Raw genomic sequence first — 26941 nt, 5'->3', positions numbered from 1 at the left:
TCGCATGACTAGTCAGATCACCGCCGACGGCCGGGTGACCCTGGACAAATCCGGCCCGGCGCCGTCGCGTTCAGGACTGCGCGGCCATCCATGGCTCACCCTCTTCGCCGTTGCCATCGGCGTCATGATGGTGACCCTGGACGGCACGATCGTCGCGGTCGCCAACCCCGCCATCCAGAAGGACCTCGGCGCCACCCTCGCCGAGGTGCAGTGGATCACCAACGGCTACCTCCTGGCCCTGGCCGTCTCCCTCATCACCGCGGGCAAGCTCGGTGACCGCTTCGGCCACCGGCAGACCTTCCTCATAGGCATCGCGGGCTTCGCGCTGTCCTCGGCCGTCATCGGCCTGTCCGACGGCGTCGAGCTCGTCATCGCGTTCCGTGTCGCCCAGGGCCTCTTCGGCGCGCTGCTGATGCCGGCCGCGCTGGGCCTGCTGCGCGCCACCTTCCCCGCCGAGAAGCTGAACATGGCCATCGGCATCTGGGGCATGGTGATCGGCGCCTCGACCGCAGCCGGTCCCATCGTCGGCGGCCTGCTCGTCGAGCACGTCAGCTGGCAGTCCGTCTTCTTCATCAACGTGCCGGTCGGGATCGTCGCGCTCGGCTTCGGCCTGTTCATCCTGCTCGACCACCGGGCCGAGAACGCGCCGCGCGCCTTCGACCTGCTGGGCGTCGTGCTGCTGTCCGGCGCGATGTTCTCCCTGATCTGGGCCCTGATCAAGGCCGCCGAGTGGGGCTGGGGAGACGCCAAGACCCTGGTGTTCCTCGGCGCCTCCGTCGTCTGCTTCGTGCTCTTCGCCCTCTGGGAGACCCGGGTCGCCGAACCGCTCATCCCGCTCGGGATGTTCCGTTCGCTGCCGCTGTCCGCGGGCACCGTACTGATGGTGCTGATGGCCTTCGCGTTCATGGGCGGCCTGTTCTTCGTCACCTTCTACCTGCAGAACGTCCACGGCATGAGGCCGGTCGACAGCGGTCTGCACCTGCTGCCGCTCACCGGCATGATGATCATCGGTTCGCCGCTGGCGGGCGCCGCGATCACCAAGATCGGGCCGCGGATCCCGCTCGTCGCCGGCATGGTCGCCACCGCGGTGGCCTGTTTCGGGATGGCCCGGCTGACCCCGGGCACCGGCACCCTCGTCATGTCGCTCTGGTTCGCCCTCCTCGGCCTCGGCCTCGCTCCCGTCATGGTCGGCGCCACCGAGGTCATCGTCGGCAACGCCCCGCTGGAGCTGTCCGGGGTGGCCGGCGGGCTACAGCAGGCGGCCATGCAGGTCGGCGGCAGCCTCGGCACCGCCGTGCTCGGCGCCGTCATGGCGGGCACCGTCCGTGACTCGTTCGGGGACAACTGGCAGCGCGCGCAGCTGCCGCCGCTCGGCCCCGAGCAGCTCGACCTCGCCGAGAAGGGCGTGCAGGTCGGCATCGCGCCCGTCCCGCCGGGCGCCCCGTCCCAGGTCGCGCAGGCGATCACCGCCGTCGCCCACGACACGTTCGTCTCGGGCATGAGTACGGCCTTCACGGTCGCGGGCGTGGTCGCGGTGCTCGCCGCGGTCGTGGCCGGCTTCACCAAGCGCGGCGAGAACGCCGCCGCGGGAGCGGGCGCGGCCCACGTCTGAGCCGCCCGCCCGCGCGCCGCGCAGGCGTCAACCCCGTGGCCGCGACAGCCCCGCCGGACGGTTCCGGCGGGGCTGTCGCCTATCAGGGTGGACCCGCCCGCGGCCCCTTCCGTACGCACGTCACCGCAGGTCAGCGTGGGGTCGTCGGAGCTTCGGAAACGGTCCGGGGCCCGACTCGTCCACTAAGGAGCCGACCCGTCATGCGTACGAGTACCCCCCTGCAGCCCAGCACGTTCCTGGCCGCCGTCGCCCTCGCCGCGGCCGCCCTCGTCCCCGGCACCGCCGGCCCCGCACACGCCGCGGGGCCACCGACGCTCGGAGCCTGCGCCACCGGGCAGCTGTGCCTGTGGGCGAAGCCGGACTTCAAGGGAACCCGGCACACCTACGAGCTCAGCACCCTCGACATCAACAGCTGCACCGCGCTGCCCGCCGGGACCAGCGCCCAGGCCCTCACCAACCGGACCGGCCGCCCGGTGACCACGTACCAGTCGGCCGAGTGCCAGGAGACGGGAGAGTTCCAGACCTACCCGGGCGACGGCGTCTGGCTGCCGCAGTCGCCCTACCAGGTGAGGGCGTTCAAGGTCTGGGAGCGCTGACGGGCGCGCCGGGGAACAGGTCCCCGTCTGCCGCCCCGTCCGCCGCCCCGGCGCGGTCCTCCCGCGCCGGGGCGCCGCCCGGCCCCGGCGCCGGCCCGGCCGCGCCGCCGAGGCGGGCGACTTCGGCGCGCAGCGCCCGTACCTCCCGCGCCAGTTCGGCGATCGCGGCGGTCTGCGCCCGCTCCACCTGGTCGTCGCGTTCGAAGCGGGAGATGAACCAGGCGGCGATGTTGGCGGTGACCACACCCAGCAGCGCGATCCCCGACAGCATCAGCCCGACCGCCAGCAGCCGCCCCAGCCCGGTGGTGGGGGAGTGGTCCCCGTACCCGACCGTCGTCATGGTGGTCACCGACCACCACAGCGCGTCCCCGAGGCTCTTGATGTTGCCGCCGGGCGCGTCCCGCTCCACGCTGAGCACCGCCAGCGAGCCGAACATCAAGAGCCCCACCACCGCGCCCGCCACGTACGTGGTCAGCCGGATCTGAGGCGCCATCCGGGCCCGCCGGCCCACCAGCAGCAGCGTCGACACCAGCCGCAGCAGCCGCAGCGGCTGGATCATCGGCACCAGCACCGCCGCCAGGTCCAGCCAGTGGCCCCGCACGAACGCCTTGCGCGAGGGCGACAGGCCCAGCCGGACCAGGTAGTCGGCGGCGAAGGCGCCCCACACCACCCACTCGGCGTGCGTGCACGCCCGGTGCACCGCGGGGCTGGCGTCCGGAGCCACGATCGGCACGGCATACGCGACGGCGAACGCCACGGCGAGCACGAGCAGCGGGGTCTGGCTCCGCCGCTCCCACCGGGCCTGGCGGGAGGGTTCCTTCATGCCCGCATAGTAAAGAACGAGTAAGGGGCGCTGGGACAACTGTCCCAACGCCCCCTCGCAAGAGTGACCCTTACGCGTCGCCGCCCGCCGCGCCCGGATCGGCCGCCGCGACGTCCAGCAGCTGGTAGCGGTCGATCGCCTGCTTGAGCACCGAACGGTCGATCCTGCCCGCCTTGGCGAGCTCGGTCAGCACGGCCAGCACCACCGACTGCGCGTCGATGTGGAAGAACCGGCGGGCCGCGCCGCGGGTGTCCGCGAAGCCGAACCCGTCGGCGCCCAGCGAGGTGTAGGGGCCGGGGACCCAGCGCGAGATCTGGTCCGGCACCGACCGCATCCAGTCCGAGACCGCCACGAACGGCCCCTCGGAACCCGAGAGCTTGCGCGTCACGTACGGGACGCGCTGCTCCTCCTCCGGGTGGAGCAGGTTGTGCTCCTCCACCTCCACGGCCTCGCGGCGCAGCTCGTTCCAGGAGGTCGCCGACCAGACGTCCGCCTTCACGTTCCACTCCGCGGCCAGGATCCGCTGCGCCTCCAGCGCCCACGGCACGGCCACGCCGGAGGCCATGATCTGCGCGCCGACGCTGCCCTCGGTGCCCGCGGACACCCGGTGGATGCCCTTGAGGATGCCGTCGACATCGACGTCCGCCGGCTCGGCCGGGTGCTGGATCGGCTCGTTGTAGACGGTCAGGTAGTAGAAGACGTCCTCGGAGTCGGCGCCGTACATGCGCCGCAGACCGTCCTTGACGATGTGCGCGATCTCGTACCCGTACGCCGGGTCGTAGGCCACGCAGCCCGGGTTGGTCGATGCCAGCAGCTGGGAGTGACCGTCGGCGTGCTGGAGGCCCTCACCCGTGAGGGTGGTCCGTCCGGCCGTCGCGCCGAGGACGAAACCGCGCGCCAGCTGGTCGGCCATCTGCCAGAACTGGTCACCGGTGCGCTGGAAACCGAACATCGAGTAGAAGACGTAGACCGGGATCAGCGGCTCGCCGTGCGTCGCGTACGCCGAACCCGCCGCGATCAGCGAGGCCGTGCAGCCCGCCTCGGAGATGCCGTCGTGCAGCATCTGGCCGGTCGGCGACTCCTTGTACGCGAGCAGCAGCTCGCGGTCGACCGCCTCGTACTGCTGCCCCAGCGGGTTGTAGATCTTGGCGCTCGGGAAGAAGGCGTCCATGCCGAAGGTGCGGTACTCGTCGGGCGCGATCAGCACGAACCGCTTGCCGATCTCCTTGTCCCGCATCAGGTCCTTCAAGATGCGCACGAACGCCATCGTCGTCGCGATCGACTGATGGCCCGAGCCCTTCTTGGCCGCCGCGTACGCCGAGTCGTCGGGCAGCTGGAGCGGCTTCGCGCGCACCACGCGCGTCGGCACGTAGCCGCCGTGGGCGCTGCGCTGGTCGTGCATGTACTGGATCTCGGGCGAGTTCCGGCCCGGGTGGTAGTACGGCGGGGCGCCGCTCTCCAGCTGGGCGTCCGTGATCGGGATGTGCAGGCGGTCGCGGAAGCGCTTGAGGTCGTCGACCGTCAGCTTCTTCATCTGGTGCGTCGCGTTGCGGCCCTCGAAGTTCGGGCCCAGCGTCCAGCCCTTGACCGTCTGCGCCAGGATCACCGTCGGCTGGCCCTTGTGGGCCTTGGCCGCCGCGTACGCCGCGTACACCTTCTTGTGGTCGTGGCCGCCGCGCCCGAGGTGCTGGATCTGCTGGTCGGACATGTTCTCGACCATCGCCCGCAGCCGCTGGTCACCGCCGAAGAAGTGCTCGCGGATGTACGCGCCGGACTCGGTGGCGTACGTCTGGAACTGCCCGTCGGGGGTGGAGTTCATCTTGTTGACCAGGATGCCGTCGCGGTCCTGGGCCAGCAGCGGGTCCCAGGAGCGGTCCCAGATCAGCTTGATGACGTTCCAGCCGGCACCCCGGAAGATCGACTCCAGTTCCTGGATGATCTTGCCGTTTCCGCGGACCGGGCCGTCGAGGCGCTGGAGGTTGCAGTTGACGACGAACGTCAGGTTGTCCAGGCCCTCGCGCGCCGCGATGGACAGCTGGCCCAGCGACTCCGGTTCGTCCATCTCGCCGTCGCCGAGGTACGCCCAAACGTGGGACTTGGAGGTGTCCGCGATCCCGCGCGCCTCCATGTACCGGTTCATCCGCGCCTGGTAGATCGCACCCAGCGGGCCGAGGCCCATCGAGACGGTCGGGAACTCCCAGAAGTCCGGCATCAGCCGCGGGTGCGGGTAGCTGGACAGCCCGTACGGGGCCTTCGACTTCTCCTGCCGGAACGCGTCGAGCTGCTGCTCGGAGAGCCGGTCCAGGAGGTAGGCGCGGGCGTAGATACCGGGGGAGGCGTGTCCCTGGAAGAAGATCTGGTCGCCGCCGTCGCCCTCGTCCTTGCCGCGGAAGAAGTGGTTGAAGCCCACGTCGTAGAGGGAGGCCGAGGAGGCGAAGGTCGCGATGTGACCGCCCACCCCGATCCCGGGGCGCTGCGCGCGCGAGACCATGACGGCCGCGTTCCAGCGGGTGGCGTTCAGGACCTTGCGCTCGATCTCCTCGTTGCCGGGGAAGAAGGGCTCGTCCTTGGTGGCGATCGTGTTGACGTAGTCCGTGCTGCGCATCTCGGGCACGGCCACGCGCTTCTCGCGGGCCCGCTCGATCAGGCGCAGCATGAGGTAACGGGCACGTTCACGGCCGCGCTCGTCAACCGCCGCGTCAAGGGAGTCGAGCCACTCCTGCGTCTCTTCCGGATCGAAGTCCGGGACCTGGCTCGGCAGGCCGCCAATAATGATCGGATTGCGATCGGATGCGGAAGCCACGCTGTTCCTTCGCTGTCGGGGGAGTCGTGCCTTGGGGTCGCCGCCTCCCATGGTCTTACGCTCGGCCGAAATCTTCACCTCTACCACTGGGTAACCCCTGGAAAGCCTGGGCACCGCCGGTGGAGCGGATGGAAGGAACGTCCGAGCGGGTCCGGCCGGACCGCCACCTTACGCCCATGTCGATCAACCCCTTCGTAAGGCCGTTCGTCCCTCAAACAGGTGGGAAGTCCCGAGCGATGCCGAATGAGGCGGAATGATGTGGGATGAATCACCACAGGCCCGTACGGGCAGGCTCAAAGTTGCGGCGAGACGGCCGCAATCGTCACCGTTTCGACGGTCTCGGCGGCCGGGTACTTGCGCGATCCGCCGCGCCCGTGTGGACTACGCCCAATGCTGCGCGTACGCGCGCCGCCGAAAGACATTCACCGAACATGAGCAGGAGGCACCCCGTGAGCGCGACCGCGGACCACGCGGAGAGCCTGGCCGCCCGGCTGGGTTTCCAGTCCGAACAGGTGGTCCAGGAGATCGGCTACGACGACGACGTCGATCAGGAATTCCGTGACGCCGTCGAGAAGCTCGTCAGCGAGCTCGCCGACGAGGACTACGACGACGTCGCCGACGCGGTGCTGTTGTGGTTCCGCGACGAGGACGGCGATCTGACGGACGCCCTGGTCGATGCGACCGAGCTGGTCGAGGACGGCGCACTGATCCTGCTGCTGACCCCCAAGACGGGCCGTGACGGCTACGTCGAGGCCAGCGACATCAGCGAGGCCGCCGAGACGGCCGGCCTCTCGCTTGCCAAGGGCCTGCCCGTCGGCAAGGAGTGGACCTCCACCAAGCTGGTGACGCCGAAGGCCGCCAAGGCCAAGCGCTGAGCCGCGCCCCCGCAGCCGAGCGGGACGCACCCCGCCGACCGGAATCACCCCGGTCGGCGGGGTGCGCGCTTTCCCCGGGCGCACGCCCGTTCCCCTCCGGGAGGCGGTACCCCATAGGCTGGCCGCACCCGAACAGCCCAACGCAGGAATGCAGGAACGAAGGGATGCGACAGATGGCGATCGAGGTCGGCAGCAAGGCCCCGGACTTCGAGCTCAAGGACAACCACGGCGCCACCGTGCGGCTCTCCGACTTCCGGGGGGAGAAGGCCGTCGTGCTGCTCTTCTACCCGTTCGCCTTCACCGGCGTCTGCACCGGCGAGCTGTGCGAGCTGCGCGACCAGCTCCCCCGCTTCCAGAACGACGACGTCCAGCTCCTCGCGGTCTCCAACGACTCGGTGCCCACCCTCCGGGTCTTCGGCGAGCAGGAGAACCTGGAGTACCCGCTGCTCTCCGACTTCTGGCCGCACGGCGAGACCTCCCGCGCCTACGGCGTCTTCGACGAGGACAAGGGCTGCGCGGTCCGCGGCACCTTCATCATCGACAAGGACGGCGTCGTGCGCTGGACCGTCGTCAACGGGCTGCCCGACGCGCGCGACCTGAACGAGTACATCAAGGCCCTCGACAGCCTCTGAACGGGTACGCCGCCCGATCCGCGGGAATTCCGTCAATGGGCGGGAACCCGTCACTAGGATCGGGACGTTGATCCGAGAGCAACCGCACGAAGGGGCGCAGCCCCACACCGAAACCCAATGGAGGACCCGTGGGAGTCAGCCTCAGCAAGGGCGGCAACGTCTCGCTGACCAAGGCCGCGCCTAACCTGACGGCGGTCATCGTCGGTCTGGGCTGGGACGCTCGCACCACCACCGGTGTCGACTTCGACCTCGACGCCAGCGCGATCCTGACCAACGACCAGGGCAAGGTCGCCAACGACTCGAACTTCGTGTTCTTCAACAACCTGAAGAGCCCGGACGGCTCGGTCGAGCACACCGGCGACAACACCACCGGTGAGGGCGAGGGCGACGACGAGGCCATCAAGGTCAACCTGTCCGGCGTCCCGGCCGATGTCGCCAAGATCGTCTTCCCGGTCTCGATCTACGAGGCCGAGACCCGTCAGCAGAGCTTCGGCCAGGTGCGCAACGCCTACATCCGCGTCGTGAACCAGGCCGACAACAGCGAGCTCGCCCGCTACGACCTCTCCGAGGACGCCTCGACGGAGACCGCCATGGTCTTCGGCGAGCTCTACCGCAACGGCGCGGAGTGGAAGTTCCGCGCGATCGGGCAGGGCTACGCCTCGGGCCTGCGCGGCATCGCCCAGGACTTCGGCGTCAACGTCTGAGTCCTGGCCTCAGCCAGCCGGCTGTGACCCCACAGCCGCTTCCTGTCCGGCGCCGTGCACTGTGTGTACGGCGCCGGACCGGCTTTACCGGCACCACCGGAACCACCGGTTCTACCGGCGGCACGGCAGCACCACCGCCGCACCGGCACCACCGGCGGCACCACCATCGCAGCACCGGGGCATCACCGCGGCAGCACCGCACCACCTGCACCACCGCACCACCATCACCACGTCGTCCGGGGAGGACCACAACATGGGCGTCACACTCGCCAAGGGGGGCAACGTCTCCCTGTCCAAGGCCGCACCGAACCTGACCCGGGTCCTGGTCGGTCTCGGATGGGACGCGCGCTCGACCACGGGCGCCGACTTCGACCTCGACGCCAGCGCGCTGCTGTGCCGCGACGGCCGGGTGCTCGGAGATTCGTACTTCGTCTTCTACAACAACCTCAAGAGCCCCGAGGGCTCCGTCGAACACACGGGGGACAACCTCACCGGCGAGGGTGAGGGCGACGACGAGTCGATCATCATCGACCTCACCAAGGTGCCGGTGGAGGTCGACAAGATCGTCTTCCCCGTCTCCATCCATGAGGCGGAGGCCCGCCGGCAGAGCTTCGGCCAGGTCAGCAATGCTTTCATCCGCGTGGTGAACCAGGCCGACGGCCAGGAACTGGCCCGTTACGACCTCACCGAGGACGCCTCCAGCGAAACCGCGATGATCTTCGGCGAGGTCTACCGGTACGGCGGCGAATGGAAGTTCAGGGCGGTGGGACAGGGGTACGCGTCGGGGCTGAGGGGCATCGCTCTAGACTTCGGGGTCAACGTTTCGTAAAGCCGTACAAGACGATGGGGTGCCAGTGGTTCTCAAAACCTTCGGCTGGTCGTTCGCAGTCACTGCGCTCGGTCTGGCCGCAGCGGTGTTCTACGGGGGGTGGACCGCTTTTGGGATCGTGGCGATCCTGTCGATCCTCGAAATCTCGCTGTCCTTCGACAATGCGGTGGTCAACGCCGGCATCTTGAAGAAGATGAATGCCTTCTGGCAGAAGATCTTCCTCACGGTCGGCGTCCTGATCGCGGTCTTCGGTATGCGGCTGGTGTTCCCCGTCGTCATCGTCGCGATCACCGCGAGCATGGGCCCGATCGAAGCCGTCAATCTGGCCTTGACCGACAAGGACCGCTACCAGCAGCTGGTCACCGACGCCCACCCGGCGATCGCGGCCTTCGGCGGAATGTTCCTGTTGATGATCTTCCTCGACTTCATCTTCGAGGACCGTGACATCAAGTGGCTCGCCTGGCTGGAGCGTCCGCTGGCCAAGCTCGGCAAGATCGACATGCTGTCGGCGTGCATCGCGCTGATCGTCCTGGTCATCACCTCGGCGACCTTCGCCACCCAGGCCCACCAGCACGGCGGCGCGCACGTCGACAAGGCGCAGACGGTTCTGGTGGCCGGCATCGCCGGTCTGATCACCTACATGATCGTCGGCGGTCTCTCCGGCTACTTCGAGAACAAGCTCGAAGAGGACGAAGAAGCCGAGCACGAGGCCGAGGAAGCGGCGAAGAAGAGCGGCAGCCCCGTGCCCGCCGTCGTCATGGCCGGCAAGGCCGCCTTCTTCATGTTCCTCTACCTCGAAGTCCTCGACGCCTCCTTCTCCTTCGACGGGGTCATCGGCGCCTTCGCCATCACCAACGACATCGTGCTCATGGCCCTCGGCCTCGGCATCGGTGCCATGTACGTCCGGTCGCTGACGGTCTACCTGGTCCGCCAGGGCACCCTCGACGACTACGTGTACCTGGAGCACGGCGCGCACTACGCCATCGGCGCGCTCGCCGTCATCCTGCTCGTCACCATCCAGTACGAGATCAACGAGGTCATCACCGGCCTCGTCGGGGTCGTGCTGATCGCCTGGTCCTTCTGGTCCTCCGTGCGCCGCAACAAGCGCCTGGCGGAACTGGAAGGAGTGCCCGTCGAGGCATGAGCCCGGCGGGAATGCGGAACGCTCCAAGTGCGGGGCGGCCTGGGGGTCCACGGACCCCCGGACCGCCCCGTTTCCGTACGTCAGCGGTGTTCAGGGGGGTTGGGGACATGGGATTCTTCGGCAGCGTCTTCGAAAGCGGCTTCTTCGACGGCATCAGGGGCGCCCGCGCCATGCAGTTCGACTCGGGCAGCGCCTCGTCCAACGCGATCGAGCTGACCAAGCGGCATCCGACGGTGTCGCTCACCAAACAGGGAGCCGTCCACGGCAACCTGCGCGTCAACCTCTCCTGGCGGATGCGCAGCTCCGACATCGGCGGCCGCTCCGGCCAGAGCGGCCGGCTCCTGCGGCACCCGTTCAAGCTCTTCAAACCCGACATGGTGCAGGCGCACACCCAGGGCATGGTCAACGTCGACCTTGACATCGGCTGCCTGTACGAGCTGACCGACGGCACGCGGGGAGTCGTCCAGCCCCTGGGGAACCTCCACGGCGACATCAACAACCCGCCGTACGTGAAACTCAGCGGCGACGACCGCTTCGGCGCGCCCTCGGGCGAGACGATCTTCGTCAACCTCGACCACGCCGACGAGATCAAGCGGCTGCTGGTCTTCGTCTACATCTACGACCAGACCCCGGCCTTCGACCGCACCCACGCGCTGGTCACCCTGTACCCCAGCACCGGTCCGCGGATCGAGATCCAGCTGGAGGAGCGCCACCCGCAGGCCCGGTCCTGCGCCGTGGTCTCGCTGGAGACCGTCAAGGGCGAGCTGACCGTGCGACGCGAGGTGAAGTTCGTCTACGGGTTCCAGGCCGAGCTCGACCGGCTGTACGGGTGGGGGCTCCAGTGGGGGCGGGGCTACAAGAGCACCAAGGCCTGACCGGCCGGTCAGGCCTTGGCGGGCGGGGTGCGGGCGCTGCGCGGGCCGCCGGTCAGGTTCCGGCCGGCGCGGGGCGCGGGTCAGGCTCCGGCCCGCGCGGGGCGCGGATCAGCGGCGGATGAACTGGGGGCCCTGCGCCGGCAGCCGGAAGGCGGAGTCGCCGCCCGGCCCGGGAACCGGTGACACCGGCTGCGGGTAGCCGTAGGCGGGCTCGACGGCCGGCGGGGCCTGCGTCGGGGGCGCGGGCACCGGGGGCGCCGCCGGCATCGGGGGCGTGTTCGGGGTCGGCGCCGCCATCGCCGCCGTCTGTTCGTCGGTGGGGCCGGGGGCGGCGCTCGCCGCCTGGTCGGGGGCGTTCTCGTCGACGGAGATCCCGTGGTCCGTGGCCAGCCCCACCAGGCCGTCCGAGTACCCCTCGCCCAGGGCGCGGAACTTCCACCCCTCGGCCCGGCGGTAGAGCTCGCCGCAGATCAGCGCCGTCTCGGCGCCCGTCTCCGGGTGCACGTCGAAGTACGCCAGCGGTTCGGAGCCGCCGGTGGAGGTGGCGTCGTACAGAAGGATGCGCAGGTCACGGACCCGCTGGAACGGCACGTCCTCGGCGGAGGCCACCACAAGGACGCGGTCCACCGCGGGGGGCACCGCCCGCAGGTCCGCCTGGACGGCGTCGGTGATCGCCTCCCCGACCTGTTTTTTGCCCAGGCGCCACACCGCCCCCGAGGGGTGCCGGGGCTGGTTGTAGAAGACGAAGTCCTCGTCGGAGCGCACGCGCCCGTCCGCCCCCACCAAGAGCGCGGACGCGTCCACATCCGGTACCTCGGCCCCGGTGGTCCAGCGCAGCACCGCCCGGACCGCCACGGCGGCCACCGGGATGTTCGAGCCCTTCTGCATCGCGTGCGTCATGCCGGTCATCCTGCCCTCCCGGCCATGACCTGGACAATGCGGCCCCCCGTAGTCACTCGCCCGTAGCCACTTGTACGGAACGCGAGACCTGGGCATGGTGCAAGAGGGTTACCTGAACTTCATGTGCTTGCGGAACTCTCGACTCTCATTCGTACGTACTATTACCGGCCACGCCAGTTGGGCCGCCAAGGCAGTACGGGGGAAGCGCATGCGTCACTTCGGGCACATTTCGCCCAGCGTCCGCAAGGACCTCTTCCACCAGGAGCCGGCCGAATTCACCGCCGCCTCGCCCGCCCGTACGCTCGCCGCCGGCCTCGGCGCCACCCTCTACAGCCCGGCGATCCGCCCCCGCCTCGCCGGCGACATCCGCAAGCAGGCGGCCCGCGGAGTGGTCTCCATGGTGCTCTGCCTGGAGGATTCCATCAGCGACGGCGAGGTGACGGCCGGCGAGGACAACCTGGTCCGCCAGTTCGCCGCACTCGATGAAGACCCCGCGGAGCTGCCGCTGCTGTTCATCCGGGTGCGCACCCCCGAGCAGATACCCGACCTCGTACGCCGCCTCGGCGGCGCCGGACGTCACTTGGCCGGATTCGTACTGCCGAAGTTCACGGAGAGTCGCGGAACCGCGTTCCTCGACGCCGTCGTGCAGGCGGAACAGACCTCCGCCGCCGCCCCCCTGTACGCAATGCCCGTCCTGGAGACCCCCGACCTGCTCCACCTCGAAACCCGGGTCGACGCCCTCGCCGGGATCTCCCGGACGGTCAACCGCTACCGCGAGCGCGTCCTGGCCCTGCGCCTCGGCGTGACCGACTTCTGCTCCCTCTACGGACTGCGCCGCACCCCCGACATGACCGCCTACGACGTGAAGATCGTCGCGGGTGTCATCGCCGACGTCGTGAACGTCCTCAGCCGCGCCGACGGCACCGGCTTCACCGTCACCGGCCCCGTCTGGGAGTACTTCCGCAGCCAGCAGCGCCTCTTCAAGCCGCAGCTGCGCCGCAGCCCCTTCCTGGCGGAGGGCGTCGAGGAGCTGCGCACCGCACTCATCGAGCACGACCTCGACGGGCTGCTGCGCGAGATCGAACTCGACCGGGCCAACGGACTGCTCGGCAAGACCTGCATCCACCCCGCCCACGTCACGCCCGTCCACGCGCTGTCGGTGGTCTCCCACGAGGAGTTCAGCGACGCCCAGGACATCCTGCGCCCCGAGTGCGGCGGCGGCGGGGTCATGCGCTCCGCCTACACGAACAAGATGAACGAGGTGAAGCCCCACCGGGCCTGGGCCGAGCGCACCATGCTGCGCGCGGAGGTCTTCGGTGTGGCAAGGGAGGAGGTCGGCTTCGTCGACCTGCTCACGGCCGGGCTCCAGGTATGAGACGGCGGTCGGACACGGAGTTTTCGGCGCTCCCGGATCGTTTCCGGTTGTGGGGGCTTTCCACGGAGAGGGGCAAGACGATCGAAGAGGTGTGGTCGGGAACCTGGGTCGCGGACCGGCTGGGCGTGCGCCTGGAACAGGGCGCGGCGCCGGAGCGGGCCGTGACGGGGCGGGCGGCGGTGCGCGGGCGGGCCGTGCCCGGGGAGGCGGCGCCGGGGCCGGCCATGCCCGGGGAGCCCCCGCTGACGGAGCTCCTGGGGCTCGCCCTGCGCCGCAACCCCAAGCGCGCCCACCTGCTGGTCTCCCGGATCCTCGGCAAGCACGTCCCGCAGTCCCCCGCGGTCGTGCACGCCGCCGGGTACGGGCTCGGCGAACGCGTCCGGGACATGCTGGGCGGGGAAGCCGCCGACGCCGTCGTCCTCGGGTACGCGGAGACCGCCACCGGCCTCGGCCACAGCGTCGCCGACGGCCTGGGTGACGCCCCCTACCTGCACTCCACCCGCCGCGCCGTGCCCGGTGTCGAGCCCGCGGGCGGCTTCGAGGAGGCCCACTCGCACGCCACCTCGCACCTGCTGCTGCCCGAGGACCCGGAGCTGCTGACCGGCAGCGGGCCCCTGGTCCTGGTCGACGACGAGTTCTCCACCGGCAACACCGTCCTGAACACCATCAGCGACCTGCACGCCCGCCACCCCCGGCCGCGTTACGTCGTGGTCGCCCTGGTCGACATGCGCTCCCCGGCCGACCGCGAACGCCTCGACGCCTTCGCCGCCGGGCTCGGGGCCCGGATAGACCTCGTCGCCCTGGCCGGCGGGACGGTCCGGCTCCCCGAGGACGTACTGGCCGAGGGGCAGGCGCTGGTCGAGGAGTACGAGTCGCGGGTCGCCCCGGCCGAGACCGGCCCCGCGGCCCCCGTCCGGCGCGTCCGCCTGGACTGGCCCGCCGGGCTGCCCGACGGCGGCCGGCACGGTTTCACCCCCGCGCACCGGGCCCGGCTGGAGGCGGCGCTGCCCGCGCTGGCCGCCCGGATCGAGGCCGAACTCGACGCCGGACCCGACGCCGGACCCGCACGCGGCGCCGGCCCCGATGCCGGTCCGGGGGCCGGGCCCGGAGCCGGGCCGACCGGGCCCCGGCGGGTCCTGGTCCTGGGCAACGAAGAGCTGATGTACGTGCCGCTGCGGCTCGCCGCGGCCCTGGAGGAGTCCGGGGCGCCCGCGGGACGCGAGGTCCGCTTCTCCACCACCACCCGCTCGCCGGTGCTCGCCGTGGACGACCCCGGCTACGCCATCCGGACGCGGCTGACCTTCCCCGCGCACGACGACCCCGCCGACGGGCCGGGGGAGCGGTACGCGTACAACGTCGCGGGCGCCGGCTTCGACGCCGTCGTCGCCGTGGTCGACTCCCACGGCGATACCGACGCGCTGCACGCACCCGACGGGCTCCTCGCCCGGCTCGCCCCGCACACCGGTCAGGTGCTGCTGGTGGTGGTGCCGTCGTACGTGCCGGGGAGATCGCCGCAGCCCGCCGCGGCCGTCCTGGCCGCCCCCTCCGACCGGCAGGAGCCGATCATGACCGAGCCCCTGCGCGGGCCCGCCTTCTCCTCCTACGCGGCCGAGGACGTCGGCTGGCTGCTCCAGGACTTCTCGGCCGTGGAGCTGGAGGCCCCGACCGAGGAACGCGAGGAGGCCATCCAGGCAGGCGGCGCGCACTACGCCGAGTCGCTGCCCGTGGAGTACCAGCCGTCCCCCGAGTACCAGCGGCTGTACCAGAGCGCGCTGACCGCCTCCGCGGCCCGAATAGCCCGCGCCGTGGGCACCGTCACCGAAACGGTGCTCGCCGAACGGTCACCGTCGCCCGTGCTCGTCTCCCTCGCCCGCGCGGGCACCCCCGTCGGCGTGCTGATGCGGCGCTGGGCGCAGGCCCGGCACGGCCTGGACCTGCCGCACTACGCCGTCTCCATCGTGCGCGGGCGGGGCATCGACGCCAACGCGCTGCGCTGGCTGGCCGCCCACCACGACCCCGCCGACGTCGTCTTCGTCGACGGCTGGACGGGCAAGGGCGCCATCACCCGGGAGCTGCGGGACGCCCTGGCGGAGTTCGACGGCTTCGACCCCGAGATCGTCGTCCTCGCCGACCCCGGCTCGTGCGTGGCGACGTACGGCACCCGCGAGGACTTCCTCATCCCCTCCGCCTGCCTCAACTCCACCGTCTCCGGACTCGTCTCGCGTACGGTGCTCAGGTCCGACCTGGTCGGGCCCGCCGACTTCCACGGCGCGAAGTACTACCGCGAGCTCGCCGGCGCCGACGTGTCGGTCGCGTTCGTGGACGCCGTCGCCGCCCGCTTCGACGAGGTGGCCGACGCCGTCGACGCGGAGGTCAAGGAACTGCTCGCGGCCGACCGGGCCCCCACCTGGGAGGGCTGGGCGGCGGTCGAGCGGATCAGCGAGGAGTACGGGATCCACGACGTGAACCTGGTCAAGCCCGGAGTCGGCGAGACGACGCGCGTCCTGCTGCGCAGGGTGCCGTGGAAGATCCTCGCCAAGCGCGGCGCCGGCGCCGACCTGGACCACGTACGCCTGCTCGCCGCACAGCGCGGGGTGCCGGTCGAAGAGGTCGACGCGCTCCCCTACACCTGCGTGGGACTCATCCACCCCCGCTTCACACGCGGCGCCACCGGCGCCGACGGAAAGGCCGTGGCCTCCCAGTGACCGTCCTCGTAGCCAGTGACCTCGACCGCACGCTCATCTACTCGGCTGCGGCCCTGGGCCTGACCATGCCCGATCCCGAGGCGCCCAGACTGCTGTGCGTGGAGGTCCACGAGAGCAAGCCGCTGTCGTACATGACCGAGACGGCGGCGGCCCTGCTGGCGGAGCTGACCGCCGACCCGGGCGTCGTCTGGGTCCCGACCACGACCCGCACGCGCAAGCAGTACCAGCGCATCCGCTTCCCCGGACGCCCGGCGAAGTACGCGATCTGCGCCAACGGCGGGCAGCTGCTCGTGGACGGCGTACCGGACCGGGACTGGCGGCGCCGGGTCGCGGCGCGCCTGGCCGAGGAGTGCGCCCCCCTCACCGAGGTGTACGAACACCTGCTGGCGACCGCGGACCCGGCGTGGCTGCGCAAGGCGCGGGTCGCGGAAGACCTGTTCGCGTACCTGGTGGTGGAGCGGGCGCTGGTCCCCGACGAGTGGCTCAAGGCGCTGGTGTCCTGGGCGGAACCGCGCGGCTGGACGGTGTCCCTGCAAGGCCGCAAGATCTACGCCGTTCCGGGCCCGCTGACCAAGAGCGCGGCCATGCGGGAGCTGGCCCGCCGTACGGGGGCCACCACGACCCTGGCCGCCGGCGACTCGCTGCTGGACGCCGATCTGCTGCTGGCGGCGGACCGGGGATGGCGGCCGGGCCACGGCGAACTGGCGGACGCGGGCTGGACCGCAGGGTCGGTCACGGCGCTGACGCAGGCCGGCGTCCTGGCGGGTGAGGAGATCGTGGGCGCGTTCCGGCGAGCGGTCGGCGAACTCGGCACACTGGGCGCATGACCAAGGGCAACAGCACCAAGATCACCGACGAGCTCTACCAGTACGTGCTCGACCACAACCCGCCGCTGGACGCCGTCCAGCAGGGCCTCGTGACGACCACGTACGAGAAGTTCCCCGAATCGGCGGGCATGCAGTCGGCGCACGAGCAGGGTCCGCTGCTGGCCTTCCTGGTCCGGCTGACGGGCGCCCGCCGCATCGTGGAGATCGGCACCTTCACCGGTTTCTCCACCCTGTCCATGGCGCAGGCCCTGCCCGCGGACGGCGTGCTGATCGCCTGCGACATCTCCGAGGAGTGGACGGCGTACGGCAGGCGGGCCTGGGAGGAGGCGGGCGTCGCGGACCGCATCGACCTGCGGATCGCCCCGGCGCTCGACACGCTGCGCGCCATGCCCGGGGAGCCGCACATCGACATGGCCTACGTGGACGCCGACAAGGAGAACCAGATCGCGTACTGGGAGGAGCTCGTGCCGCGCATGCGGCCGGGCGGGCTGATCGTCAGCGACAACACCCTCTTCCACGGGCGGGTCCTGGACGAGGGGGCGACGGGCGCGGCGGGGGCCATGCGCGCCTTCAACGACCACGTGCTGGCCGACGAGCGCATGGAGTCGGTGCTCCTCGCCATCTCGGACGGCCTGACCTTGTCGCGCAAGCGGTAGGGCCTGTCGCGCGAGTGGTCGCGCCTGCCGAGCGAGCGGTTGCGCCTGCCGAGCGAGCGGTCGCGTCCGGTCGCGTGAGCGGTCGCGTCCGGTCGCGGCGGCGCTGACGCCCGGTCCTCAGCCGCAGCCGCCCCCACCGCAGCAGCCGCCGCCCATGGCCGGGGCCGGGGCGGAAGCCGGCCCGCTGCGGGCCGAGCCGCCGACGGCGACCGCGGAGAGCAGCTTGACGGTGTCGGGGTGACCGGCGGGGCAGTCGGCGGGCGCCGAGGACTCGGCCATCGGACGGCTCACCTCGAAGGTGTCGTCACAGGTGCGGCAGCGGTATTCGTAGCGAGGCATGGGCACAGGCTAGCGGCACCGGCCCCGCGACCGTACTGCTCGCGCAGCCGTACTGCTCGCGCAGCCGTACTGCTCGCGCGGGCGGGCGCGTGCGCGTTACGGGTGGGGCGTGCGCGTTACGGATCGGGCGTGTGCGCAGGGCGGGCCGCGCCATACCGGTGGGGCGGCGCCTACGGGTGGGGCGGCATGCGCCGGGTTCCGAGCGCCCGCCTGGCCGCGGCGCGGTCCTCCCGGGCGGCCTGCTCGGGGTGGCGGGCACGCCAGTACGGGTTGTCGTGCGACAGACCGGCGCCGACCCGCCCGTACATGCCGAACCACATCAGCATCACGCCGACGACGAAGCTGAACAGCACGTTCGGGATGTGGAACGCCAGGAAGTTCAGCCCGGTGTCCAGCAGCGCGAGGTTCACGAACCCGCTCGCGATGAACAGCAGACCCAGCGCGATGTTCAGGGTCGAGGCGAAGTTCCCGCCGACCACCATCCCGTAGAACAGCAGCGCCCCGATGCAGATCGACAGGACGCTCAGCGCCCCGTTCGTGTTCAGCGCCAGCACGGTGTCCCCACCGGTGTCGAAGAACCCGATCCGGTGCACCAGCCCCAGGACGCCGAACACGACCAGCAGCAGCCCGGTCAAGCCCGCGCCCACCCGGTACACCTTGCTGAGCTTGTGATCGACCGGCAGGTGCTCGTCGAGCCGGGCACCGACCGGCCGCCGCATGTGCGGAGCCGCGTGAGTGACCATGGCGGCCTCCTCTGCTGAGGTCCCTCCCAGCATCCGCCGCGGGCGGGGCCCGGACAAGTTCGGCCGTCAGGGCCTGCTCGGAGGTCGGCTTTCAGGCGTGTCCGCGCTCGGCCCGGATCTCGTTCACCACCCGGTTGACGGACGCCCGGACGCCCTCCATCTCCTGGAGGAACTGCCAGTAGTCGGGGTGGCGCCCCTCCAGCCCCGACAGCGCCCGCTCCACCCGCGCCACCGACTCGTCCAGCGGCCGGGCGTGGCGCGGATCGGGCACGGTACGGCCCTCCATCGCCAGCCGCTGCGCGTCGCGGATCGCGAAGCGGGTCCGGCGGACCTCGTCCTGGGGGTCCCGCGCCACGGCCTCCAGCCGCGTCAGCCGGTCCTGCGCAGCCGACACCGCCTCGTCGGTCGCGTCCAGGCAGCTGCGGACCTCCTCGATCAGCGACCCCACCTCGCTCCACCGCTGGCCGTCCCGGGCCCGGCCGGCCTCCGCCAGCTTCTCCTCCGCCCGCGCGACCTCCCGTACCGCCTGCTCGGGGACGTGCTGGAGGTCCTGCCAGCAGGCCGCGCTGAACCGCCGGCGCAGCTCGCTCAGCACCGGATCCACCCGGTCCGCCCGGTTGCGCAGCGCCTGCGCGCGGGTCCGCAGGCTCACCAGCCGCCGGTCGACCTCCGCCGCCCGCTCCGGCAGCCTGGCCGCCTCGGCCCGTATCGCCTCCGCGTCGCGCAGGATCCGGTCGGCGCGCTGCACGGTCTCCTGCACCCCGTGCCGGGCCGCGCCCTGGTTCAGCTTGGTCAGCTCCGGTCCCAGCGCGGCGAGGCGCGCCGCCAGGTCGTCGGCCCGCATCCCCTTCGCACGGACCTCGTCCAGCGCGTTGCTCGCCGCCAGCAGCGCCGCCTTCGCCCGCTCCCGGGCCGGCGCGACGCGGGCCAGCTGCGTCTCGGCCTTGTCCAGCAGCGGCTGCAAACCCTGCGCGAACCGGTCCAGCTCCGCCTTGACCCGTACGAGCTCGTCCCGCGCCCGCGTCAACTGCTCCCGCGCCCGCGCGGCGACGGAACCCTCCAGCTCGGGCCGGTCCAGGTCGTGCGCGTCGACGGCCTCGATGTACACCTGGCTGACCTGGTCGATGCGCTGCCCGAGCGCGACGAACCCCTGCGCCGCCTGCCGCGCGGCGGGCGACCCGTCCGCCGCGGCGATGGTCTCCATCGAGATCCGCAGGTCCCGCTGCGCCGTATCCAGCTCGTAGAACGCGGCCGCGGCGGCGTCCTTCGCCGCCTGCGCGTCCGCCCGCCGGCCCTCGTCCCGCCCACCGAACCACCGCCGGGATGCCGTTGTCACAATCCCTCTCCCGTGCCGCGTCCGCCATGCCCCGCTCCATTCTCCCCTACCCCAACGCGTTTGCGCCGGGGGTGCACCCGCCATGTAGGCTGTCCACTCATCCACGGGTGCGTAGCTCAGGGGTAGAGCGCTGCTCTTACAAAGCAGATGTCGGCGGTTCGAAACCGTCCGCGCCCACCAGCACGGGAACCCCCAACCGATCACGGTTGGGGGTTTTTGCATCCCCGGTCGGCAGTGACCGGTGGCGGCTCGGCCGCAGAGCGAGTCGGCGGGGCGTCAGTTGCGGGTGCTCCTACCGCCGTTAGGCGGCGCGGGGGTCGGCCGGCGGGAGCAGGGGCTCGTGGTGGTGCCAGATGAGGTAGCGATCCTCGCTTCGCAGCTCCGCCGAGCCCCACTCGGCCCGCATGACGCCCTGCTGCATCGAGCAGGCGTACGCCACGATGATCAGCCGTAGCTCCGGCGGGAGGAGTGCCAGGTCCGGATGCACGTGGTGTTCGTCCAGCTCCTCCAGGCCCAGGTCGAGGGTCTGCTGCATCGGTTCTGGGCCGTGACGCCGGATGAGGTCGGCGCGGAAGCCGGCGGCTTTGCGAAGGCGGGCCGCGGTCACGGGGACGTCCTTCTTCGCGTACCGGATCGGGTAGATGACGTTGCCGCCGATGACCATCACCGTCCGGCCCTGGAGGCGCCGGGCCACCGCCCCTTCCAGCGGAGCCAGACGTGCGGCGAGGGTCTCGTACTGCGCGGCGTGCAGGCCGTGGCCGTAGGCCTCCAGGGTCTGTGTGTGGACCCCTTCGTGCCCGTGACGTGCCCGGTCGTGCGCTTCCAGGAGGCCGGCCGCGATCTTCTCGGCCAGCTGGTCGGCCAGAGTGCCGAAGGTGTCCTTGGCCCACGGTGTCACCGAAACCACTGTGCGTCGCCCTCCCCCTGCGTCGTCGGCGCGCTGAGCTTCATCTGCACCACGGTGTGGGTGTTCGGCGAGACGTACAAGAGGGCATGGATGCACAGGCCGCGCACGGCCCGCACGGGGACGTGGCCGTCGCGCTGTCGCCAGCCGCGACCGGGCGGGCCGTCCGGCTTCCTGTGCGGTGATCGATGCGGGTCGCAATCGGCGGGCCCGCCGAGCGGGGTTTCCGCAGGGGAAAGGTCACGGTTCGGACATAGCGCCACGCGCGTACCCTCGCCCCCCTACGGTGGCCGGATTCGCACTCGTCCCGTGGGGGTCCCATGTCCCAGCAGTTTCCGCCGCCCGGCCCGCCCCAGCCCGGATACGGCTACCCGCCCCCGCCCGCGCCGAAGAAGTCCAACGCCGGCAAGATCGTCGGGTTCTCGTGCCTGGGGGTCGTCGGCGTAGTCGTCCTGCTCGGCGTGGTCGGCGCCCTGATCACCGGCGGCGACGGCAAGAAGAGCCCCGCGCCACCGGCCGCCGCCGCGGCGTCCCAGCCCGCCAAGACCCCGCAGGACCCAGCAGTCCAGCCCTCCAAGGCGCCGGAGAAGAAGCAGCCGGTCACCGTCACCGCCCAGAAGGCGGCCTTCAAGGCCAGCGTCCTCGCGCAGGGCGACGGCTACACCAGCGTGTCCGTCACCGTCACCAACAACTCGGCGAAGCCGATCAACGTCAACCCCCTCTACTTCACCATCACGGACACCAACGGCACCAAGCACGCCTCTCAGCTCGCGGCGGACGAGAACCAGATCGACACCGTCGAACTGGCGCCGGGCGAGAACATCACCGGGGCCGTCACCGGAAAGGGCTCGTTCACCGCGAAGACGGTGACCTACACGGACGGCCTCATCGGCGAGGCCGTCCGCGCCGACGTCTCCTAGCCGGCCCACGCGCAGCCACGACGCCTCCGTGCCCCCGTCGGCACGGAGGCGTCGTGACGTCGCGAGGAAGGCGTGACGGCGGTCTTGGCGGCGGGGGTGGGGCGTGCGATGGTCGGGGAATGGGGGAGTGGGTGGCGCTGGTGGCCGCGCTCGTGGGCGGGGCCGGGTACCTCGTGCTGGAGCGGCGGGCCGGGCAGGGGTTCGAGCGCAGGCGGGAAGCCGAGCGGGAGCGGTTGCTCGCGCTGCTCCCGGAGCCCGGGGCGCAGGCGGGCGATCCGCGAGGCGATCCGAAGTACGCGGACGTCGGCGGGATTCCGGTCAGGACCGCCGCCCGGGGGGACGACTTCACCCCGCTGCTCGTCGAGTACTACGCCTACGGGCTCACCCAGGCGCGCAGCAGCTTCGTGACCAGCCAGCGCTTCGCCGGGGCCGGGGCGGTGATCCTGCTCGGCGGGGTGGCGCTGGCGGTGTGGAAGGCCGAGAGCAGCGGGGACCTGTACCTCGGGATCGTCACCAGCTCCGTCGGACTGGTCGTCACCGTCATCGGGCAGCTCTTCCACCGCAGGGCCGACGTCGCCCTGAGGTACATGGCCGGGCAGACGGCCTCGCTGCGGGACGACCGGCGGTCGGCGGAGTCGATGGCGCAGGCGGTCCGGCTGATGGACGAGGTCGCCGATCCGGAGCTACGGGGACGCCTCCAAGCCGCCCTGATCATGAAACTGTCGGGGGCCGAGCTGCCGGAACAGGGCCGAGCCGCGGGGTAGCGGAGCCATAGTGGAGGTATGTGCCGTTCCATTAAGACCCTGCGCCCGCCCGCCATCCCCGAGAAGGCCACCGAGGAGGAGATCCGCGCGGCCGCCCTCCAGTACGTGCGGAAGGTGTCCGGGTTCCGGGCGCCCGCCGCACACAACCGGGAAGTCTTCGACGCCGCCGTGGACGCCATCGCCGAAGCGACGGCAGCGCTCCTCGACGGGGTGCACGTACGGGGTAGGGAGCCGGTCGCGCAGGCCCGGTGACCGGGGCCGTCAGACGTGCGTTTCCCTGCGCCGGCGCAGCACCCACAAGCCGGCGCCCAGCGCACTGGCGACGAGCGCGCCGCCGATGGCGACCGGAGTCGTACCCACCGTGTCCACGCTGCCGCCCAGCCCGCCGCGGGCGGCGCCGAGGCTGACGGTCAACGTCACCGTGACGCGTTCACCGCCGGTGCCGCCGCACTGGAAGGTGACGGGGTAGGAGCCGGTCGCGGCGCTGCCGAACACGATGGCGCTGCCGGACAACCGGGTGGCCTGCGCGTTTCCGGGCGAGAGCTGGACGTCCCCGAACGCGGATGAGGACGCCCTGGCGGTCCGGGCGCTGCAGCCGGTGACGCTGAGGCTGACTCGGCTGCCGGGGGCGACGACGCCCGGCGACACGGACGCGGAGGCGTTGGCGTGGGCCACGGTGGCCGGTGTCACCGCGGTGACGGCGAGCGTCGCGGCAGCGGCCCCCACCAGGCGGTACCGCTTGCGGGTAGCGGGCATGGGAACTCCTCGGGCTGCTCGACACGGCGCGGCCAGGACACGGAAGTGACGCGGCATCGGTCGCGCTCCGTGCTCAGGACGCTAGAAGCCCGGCCCCGACCCGGCGATCGCAGCCGGGTGAACGGGTGACCCACTGCCCCGGCCGGCCTACAACCGGCCCGTCCGGACGCTGCGGGACCCGAGCCCGACCGGCCGGAGTACGACAGGCCCGAGTACGTCCGGCCGGAGTACGACAGGCCCGAGTACGTCCGGGCACGTCCACCCTGAGCCCGTCCGCCCCGGGCCCGACCGGCCCGAGGTCCGGCGCCGTCCCGGCCGGACGGCCTACGCGGCCGGCGCCGCCGTCGGGATCGGGCGGCGCAGCAGGAACACCGCGAGGGAGCCCGCCGCGAACAGGGCCACGACGGACACCGCCGTACCCAGCCAGGCCGCGCCCAGCCACTGCGTCCCGAAGTAGCCGAGTGCCACGCTGTAACCGGCCCACGCCATGCCCGCCAGCACCGACCACGGGAGGAACTCCCGCACCTCGCGTTGCGTCTTGCCCGCACCGAGGGACACCACCGAACGGCCCGCAGGGGCGAAGCGGGCGATCACCACCAGCGCGCCGCCCCCACGCGCCAGAGCCACTCCCAGCCGCTCATGGGCCCGGGTCAGCCGGCGCGACCGGGCGATGACCCGGTCCAGGCGGGCACCACCGCGCCGGGCCAGCCGGAACGCGGCCATGTCACCCAGCACCGAAGCCGTCGTCGCGATCACCAGCAGCGCCATGATGTCCGGCACCCGCGCGGGCACGGGCGCCGACGAACCGGCAGCCCCGGCCGCTGCCGCCGCGGCCGCCGAAGTGATCACCAGTACACCGCTCGGCAACACCGGCAGGAACACGTCGAGCACGACCGACACCGCCACCACGGCATAGATCCAGGGGCTCGTAGTCAGCGAACCCAGAGTCTCAAGCAAAGCGGGACTCCCCAGTCCGAAGCGCCGCGTCGTCGCGGGGAGCGGCAGGGGCGGCTTGACAGCCATACAGCGTACGCCCGGCGCCGCAGCCCCCGAGCCCCGGGGCCGCCGGTCCGTCAGCCTCCCTGCACGCTCAGCCGCTCACGGCCCCGGCTACAGCAGCCCGCACCCGGGCCGCGCCCGCCCCGCACCCGGGCCGGACCGCGCCGTGCCCGCCTTCACCCGGCCCGGCCCGGCCCGGACCGACGCCGGCCGCCCCGCGCAGCCCGGCCGCACGCGTTACTCCGGTTCGGTGAGCCGCCGGTCCAGCACCGTCACCAGCCGGGCCCCCGAGCCGCCCGAACGCGCCTGGTCCAGCCACAACCTGGCCGTCCGCCCCGCCAACACCAGCGTCATCAGCTGGTTGCCGAACCAGGGTCCGCCCGTACGCCGCCAACTCAGCGGCGGCCGGCCCGTGCGGCCGTGCCGGGAGAAGCCGCGCCCCAGCCACCGCCCCATCCGCGACCAGCCCAGCCGGAAGCCGAGTTTCACCGCGAAGTGGATCGAGTTGTGCACCGGCGAGCAGGTCAGCTGGAACACCCGCGCCGTGCTGGGTATTCGGGGCTCGGCAACATACGCGTGATGCACGTCCCCGGACAGGACCATGACGGTCGCCGGAGCCCGCGGGCCCGTCCCCACCTCTTCGATCAGATCACTCAGCGCCCCGAACGAGCCCGGGAACGCCGCCCAATGCTCCAGATCGGCGCGCCGGCGCAGATCCTCCCCGATCCGCGCCCACCGCGGCCCGCGCTCCCCCCGGCACAGCGCCGCATTCCACACCTCCGCGTCATGTATCAGCGGCGGCATCAGCCACGGCAGCGAGGACCCGATCAGCAGATGGTCGTAACCGCCGTGTCCGGCCAGGGCGTTGTCCCGGAGCCACTGGTGTTCTGCCGGATCCAGCATCGCCCGGCCGTCCTCGGCCAGGACCCGCGCCGCCCGGGTGTCCACCATCAGCAGCCGCGAGCGGCCGAAGTCCCGCCGATAGCTCCACCGCACCGAACCGGGATCGGCGTTCGCCCCGGCCGCGAAGGCGCGCAGCGCGTCCGTACCGTCCGGGCCGGCCCGTACCGCCCCGTACAGCTCGTCCGCCGCGAGCTCCGCGGGCGAGAGATTGCCGAGGTGCTGGTACACCCAGTACGACATCAGCCCGCTGAGCACCCGTTCCTGCCACCAGGGCGTCGCCCGCATCCCCGCCAGCCAGGCCTCGCTGGTGTTCCAGTCGTCCACGACATCGTGGTCGTCGAATATCTGCAGGCTGGGCACGGTCGACAGCAGCCAGCGGATCTCCGGGTCCAGCCAGGACTCGTAGTAGAGCCGGGTGTACTCCTCGAAGTCCGCGACCTGGGCGCCCGGAGGCTCCCGCAAGTCCCGGCGGGCCGCCAGCCACCGCCGGGTCTCCCGCGACAGCTGGTCGGCGTACACCTGGTCGCCCAGGAGGAGAAGCACATCCGGCCGGACCGCCTCCGGCTCGGCGGCCAGCCGCGCCGCGAGGGTGTCCAGCGCGTCGGGGCCGTGCGGCCCGCGCCGGCCGGCGGGCGGCGCCGCCTGCCGGCACGACCCGAACGTCACCCGCAGCTCCGGCGCGGGCCGGCCGGGGCCGGCGACGGCGGGCGTGGTGATGGTGCTCGGCGGGAAAGTGCTGCCGGACAGCGGCCACACGCGGGCGCCGTCGAGCAGCACCTCGTACGCCGTGGCCGTACCGGGGGTCAGGCCCGTTACCGGGACCAACGCGTAGTGGTGGCCGGCTATCTGGAAGGTGCGCACGCTCCCGGCGGCGCCGTCCGCACACCGCACCTCGGCGGTGCACGGGCGGTCCGCCTCGACCCATACCGTGGCGGAGCCGCCGTCGACCCAGTCGACGTAGCGCAGCAGCGGCCCCAGACGCAGTCCGGCCATCCAACTCCCCCTCCTTCACATCCCCTTCGATCACGGTACGGGGTGGAGGGGAGCCTGGCCTCCCCCTGGCGGGGGAGAATGATCGCCGTCCGTTTCGCGTGCTGGGCAGACCGGGGACGGAGCGGTGCCGCAGGCGGGCGTCAGCAGCCGTTGAGCACGTTGACCAGGGCCGTCTTCTCGGCGGAGTTCATGCTGAGACCCCAGTACTGCTTCACGTCCACCCACATCCGGGCGTACGTACAGCGGTAGGCGGTCCGGGGCGGCAGCCACGTGCCGGGGTCCTGGTCGCCCTTGGACTGGTTGACGTTGTCGGTGACCGCGATCAGCTGCGGCCGGGTGAGGTCGTTCGCGAACTGCTGGCGCTTGGCGGTGGTCCAGGAGGCGGCGCCCGAGCGCCAGGCCTCGGCGAGCGGCACCACGTGGTCGATGTCGACGTCCGAGGCGGCGGTCCAGGTGGCGCCGTCGTACTCCGAATACCAGCTTCCGCTGACGGCCGTACAGGAGGAGTTGACGCTCACGCCCGAGCCGTCGCGCTTGAGGACGGTCTCGCGGGTGTCGCAGGAGCCGGAGACCGTGATCCAGTGCGGGAAGAGGGTGCGGCTGTAGCCGGACAGGGAACCTTCCGCCACCGGGGTCACCGTGGCCAGGTACGAACGGGCCGCCGCGGCGCTGATCGGGGCGGGCGGGGAGGCCTGGGCCGCGGGTGCGCCGACAAGGGAGGTCAGGGCGGCGAGCGCGGCGGCCGGGGTGAGGATGCCGATCCGGCCGGCTCGACGCGCGTAGACGGAGGGTATGAGCGCCATGGGGGCTCCTTGATGCGTGGGGGTGGTGGGCGTGCGACCCCGGCGGGTCGCGGCCATGGTGGCGGCGCCAGATGTCCGACGGGTGGGCGCCAGGTGACAGGGTGCCGACATGGGCACGTCACATC

Annotated in this window: 26 protein-coding genes and 1 tRNA gene; 16 read left to right on the top strand and 11 right to left on the bottom strand. The window is 71.7% G+C overall.

Annotated features, from left to right (window positions below):
* Positions 1-4 precede the first annotated feature (4 nt).
* On the top strand, positions 5-1612 hold the full coding sequence (locus tag ACIA6C_RS02670) for an MFS transporter (protein WP_399272405.1): 1608 nt from the start codon (positions 5-7) through the stop codon (positions 1610-1612).
* A 200-nt stretch (positions 1613-1812) separates the two neighbouring features.
* Positions 1813-2208 (top strand): peptidase inhibitor family I36 protein, encoded by a 396-nt coding sequence (locus ACIA6C_RS02665; protein WP_366080018.1) that lies wholly within the window; start codon positions 1813-1815, stop codon positions 2206-2208.
* On the opposite strand, the gene ACIA6C_RS02660 is transcribed toward ACIA6C_RS02665, so the two are convergent.
* Positions 2189-3031 carry a potassium channel family protein gene (locus ACIA6C_RS02660; RefSeq protein ID WP_399272403.1) on the bottom strand — a complete coding sequence of 281 codons (843 nt, stop codon included), beginning with the start codon at positions 3029-3031 and terminating at the stop codon, positions 2189-2191. The genes ACIA6C_RS02665 and ACIA6C_RS02660 overlap by 20 nt on opposite strands.
* Before the next feature lie 70 nt (positions 3032-3101).
* A complete protein-coding gene (aceE, locus tag ACIA6C_RS02655) occupies positions 3102-5834 on the bottom strand; it encodes a pyruvate dehydrogenase (acetyl-transferring), homodimeric type (RefSeq protein WP_366080017.1) in 2733 nt (910 codons plus the stop codon).
* 449 nt (positions 5835-6283) lie between these two features.
* On the opposite strand from aceE, the gene ACIA6C_RS02650 reads away from it, so the two are divergent.
* From ACIA6C_RS02650 to ACIA6C_RS02625, 6 genes are all read left to right on the top strand, one after another.
* Positions 6284-6709: a DUF3052 domain-containing protein gene (locus tag ACIA6C_RS02650; RefSeq protein WP_030009300.1), complete on the top strand. Its 426-nt coding sequence runs from the start codon at positions 6284-6286 to the stop codon at positions 6707-6709.
* Positions 6710-6882: 173 nt separating this feature from the next.
* Positions 6883-7341 (top strand): peroxiredoxin, encoded by a 459-nt coding sequence (locus tag ACIA6C_RS02645; RefSeq protein ID WP_366080031.1) that lies wholly within the window; start codon positions 6883-6885, stop codon positions 7339-7341.
* A gap of 128 nt (positions 7342-7469) precedes the next feature.
* Positions 7470-8045, top strand: a complete 576-nt coding sequence (locus ACIA6C_RS02640; RefSeq protein WP_190182337.1) for a TerD family protein — start codon at positions 7470-7472, stop codon at positions 8043-8045.
* Positions 8046-8298: 253 nt separating this feature from the next.
* Positions 8299-8874 carry a TerD family protein gene (locus ACIA6C_RS02635; protein WP_136214178.1) on the top strand — a complete coding sequence of 192 codons (576 nt, stop codon included), beginning with the start codon at positions 8299-8301 and terminating at the stop codon, positions 8872-8874.
* Positions 8875-8899: 25 nt separating this feature from the next.
* The gene (locus ACIA6C_RS02630) at positions 8900-10018 is read left to right on the top strand and encodes a DUF475 domain-containing protein (RefSeq protein ID WP_366080016.1); all 1119 of its coding nucleotides are present in this window, start codon (positions 8900-8902) and stop codon (positions 10016-10018) included.
* Between the two features lie 107 nt (positions 10019-10125).
* Positions 10126-10893, top strand: coding sequence for a Tellurium resistance (locus ACIA6C_RS02625; RefSeq protein WP_399272399.1), 768 nt, complete (start codon positions 10126-10128; stop codon positions 10891-10893).
* A gap of 108 nt (positions 10894-11001) precedes the next feature.
* Here ACIA6C_RS02625 and ACIA6C_RS02620 read toward each other — a convergent pair whose 3' ends face one another.
* Positions 11002-11793: a TerD family protein gene (locus ACIA6C_RS02620; RefSeq protein WP_399274440.1), complete on the bottom strand. Its 792-nt coding sequence runs from the start codon at positions 11791-11793 to the stop codon at positions 11002-11004.
* Positions 11794-12001: 208 nt separating this feature from the next.
* Between ACIA6C_RS02620 and ACIA6C_RS02615 the strand changes: the two genes are divergently transcribed.
* The 4 genes from ACIA6C_RS02615 to ACIA6C_RS02600 all read left to right on the top strand — a co-directional run bounded on the left by ACIA6C_RS02615 (position 12002) and on the right by ACIA6C_RS02600 (position 17356).
* Positions 12002-13168 (top strand): HpcH/HpaI aldolase/citrate lyase family protein, encoded by a 1167-nt coding sequence (locus ACIA6C_RS02615; RefSeq protein ID WP_399272397.1) that lies wholly within the window; start codon positions 12002-12004, stop codon positions 13166-13168.
* Positions 13169-13392: 224 nt separating this feature from the next.
* On the top strand, positions 13393-15873 hold the full coding sequence (locus ACIA6C_RS02610; RefSeq protein WP_399274438.1) for a phosphoribosyltransferase: 2481 nt from the start codon (positions 13393-13395) through the stop codon (positions 15871-15873).
* Positions 15870-16700, top strand: coding sequence for an HAD family hydrolase (locus ACIA6C_RS02605; RefSeq protein WP_399272395.1), 831 nt, complete (start codon positions 15870-15872; stop codon positions 16698-16700). The genes ACIA6C_RS02610 and ACIA6C_RS02605 overlap by 4 nt, the downstream gene beginning before the upstream one ends.
* Complete coding sequence (locus ACIA6C_RS02600; RefSeq protein ID WP_399272393.1) at positions 16697-17356, top strand: O-methyltransferase; 660 nt, start codon at positions 16697-16699, stop codon at positions 17354-17356. Before ACIA6C_RS02605 ends, ACIA6C_RS02600 begins: the two co-directional genes overlap by 4 nt.
* Positions 17357-17473: 117 nt before the next feature.
* Here ACIA6C_RS02600 and ACIA6C_RS02595 read toward each other — a convergent pair whose 3' ends face one another.
* The 3 genes from ACIA6C_RS02595 to ACIA6C_RS02585 form a co-directional block, all read right to left on the bottom strand.
* The gene (locus ACIA6C_RS02595) at positions 17474-17695 is read right to left on the bottom strand and encodes a zinc ribbon domain-containing protein (RefSeq protein WP_399272391.1); all 222 of its coding nucleotides are present in this window, start codon (positions 17693-17695) and stop codon (positions 17474-17476) included.
* Positions 17696-17865: 170 nt separating this feature from the next.
* Positions 17866-18438, bottom strand: coding sequence for a DUF4383 domain-containing protein (locus tag ACIA6C_RS02590; protein WP_399272389.1), 573 nt, complete (start codon positions 18436-18438; stop codon positions 17866-17868).
* A 91-nt stretch (positions 18439-18529) separates the two neighbouring features.
* Positions 18530-19774 (bottom strand): hypothetical protein, encoded by a 1245-nt coding sequence (locus ACIA6C_RS02585; protein ID WP_361136467.1) that lies wholly within the window; start codon positions 19772-19774, stop codon positions 18530-18532.
* A gap of 105 nt (positions 19775-19879) precedes the next feature.
* On the opposite strand from ACIA6C_RS02585, the gene ACIA6C_RS02580 reads away from it, so the two are divergent.
* A tRNA-Val gene (locus ACIA6C_RS02580) sits at positions 19880-19954 on the top strand.
* Positions 19955-20075: 121 nt separating this feature from the next.
* On the opposite strand, the gene ACIA6C_RS02575 is transcribed toward ACIA6C_RS02580, so the two are convergent.
* On the bottom strand, positions 20076-20681 hold the full coding sequence (locus ACIA6C_RS02575) for a hypothetical protein (RefSeq protein ID WP_399272386.1): 606 nt from the start codon (positions 20679-20681) through the stop codon (positions 20076-20078).
* A 317-nt stretch (positions 20682-20998) separates the two neighbouring features.
* On the opposite strand from ACIA6C_RS02575, the gene ACIA6C_RS02570 reads away from it, so the two are divergent.
* From ACIA6C_RS02570 to ACIA6C_RS02560, 3 genes are all read left to right on the top strand, one after another.
* On the top strand, positions 20999-21598 hold the full coding sequence (locus tag ACIA6C_RS02570; RefSeq protein WP_366080009.1) for a DUF4352 domain-containing protein: 600 nt from the start codon (positions 20999-21001) through the stop codon (positions 21596-21598).
* 119 nt (positions 21599-21717) lie between these two features.
* Positions 21718-22362: a hypothetical protein gene (locus tag ACIA6C_RS02565; RefSeq protein WP_399272384.1), complete on the top strand. Its 645-nt coding sequence runs from the start codon at positions 21718-21720 to the stop codon at positions 22360-22362.
* 18 nt (positions 22363-22380) lie between these two features.
* Positions 22381-22614 carry a DUF2277 domain-containing protein gene (locus ACIA6C_RS02560; protein WP_361310594.1) on the top strand — a complete coding sequence of 78 codons (234 nt, stop codon included), beginning with the start codon at positions 22381-22383 and terminating at the stop codon, positions 22612-22614.
* 9 nt (positions 22615-22623) lie between these two features.
* Here the strand turns inward: ACIA6C_RS02560 and ACIA6C_RS02555 are convergent, their stop codons facing one another.
* The 4 genes from ACIA6C_RS02555 to ACIA6C_RS02540 form a co-directional block, all read right to left on the bottom strand.
* On the bottom strand, positions 22624-23118 hold the full coding sequence (locus ACIA6C_RS02555) for a hypothetical protein (RefSeq protein ID WP_399272382.1): 495 nt from the start codon (positions 23116-23118) through the stop codon (positions 22624-22626).
* Between the two features lie 324 nt (positions 23119-23442).
* Entirely contained in the window at positions 23443-24075 is a 633-nt protein-coding gene (locus ACIA6C_RS02550) for a VTT domain-containing protein (RefSeq protein WP_361136456.1), read from the bottom strand.
* A 279-nt stretch (positions 24076-24354) separates the two neighbouring features.
* The gene (locus ACIA6C_RS02545; RefSeq protein WP_399272380.1) at positions 24355-26013 is read right to left on the bottom strand and encodes an alkaline phosphatase D family protein; all 1659 of its coding nucleotides are present in this window, start codon (positions 26011-26013) and stop codon (positions 24355-24357) included.
* A gap of 140 nt (positions 26014-26153) precedes the next feature.
* Positions 26154-26807: an HNH endonuclease family protein gene (locus ACIA6C_RS02540; RefSeq protein WP_399274436.1), complete on the bottom strand. Its 654-nt coding sequence runs from the start codon at positions 26805-26807 to the stop codon at positions 26154-26156.
* Positions 26808-26941 lie beyond the last annotated feature (134 nt).

Origin of the sequence: Streptomyces sp. NPDC051578, from assembly GCF_044454045.1 — a bacterium.
Lineage (GTDB): Bacteria > Actinomycetota > Actinomycetes > Streptomycetales > Streptomycetaceae > Streptomyces.
This window is presented reverse-complemented; position numbering and strand designations above follow the sequence as displayed.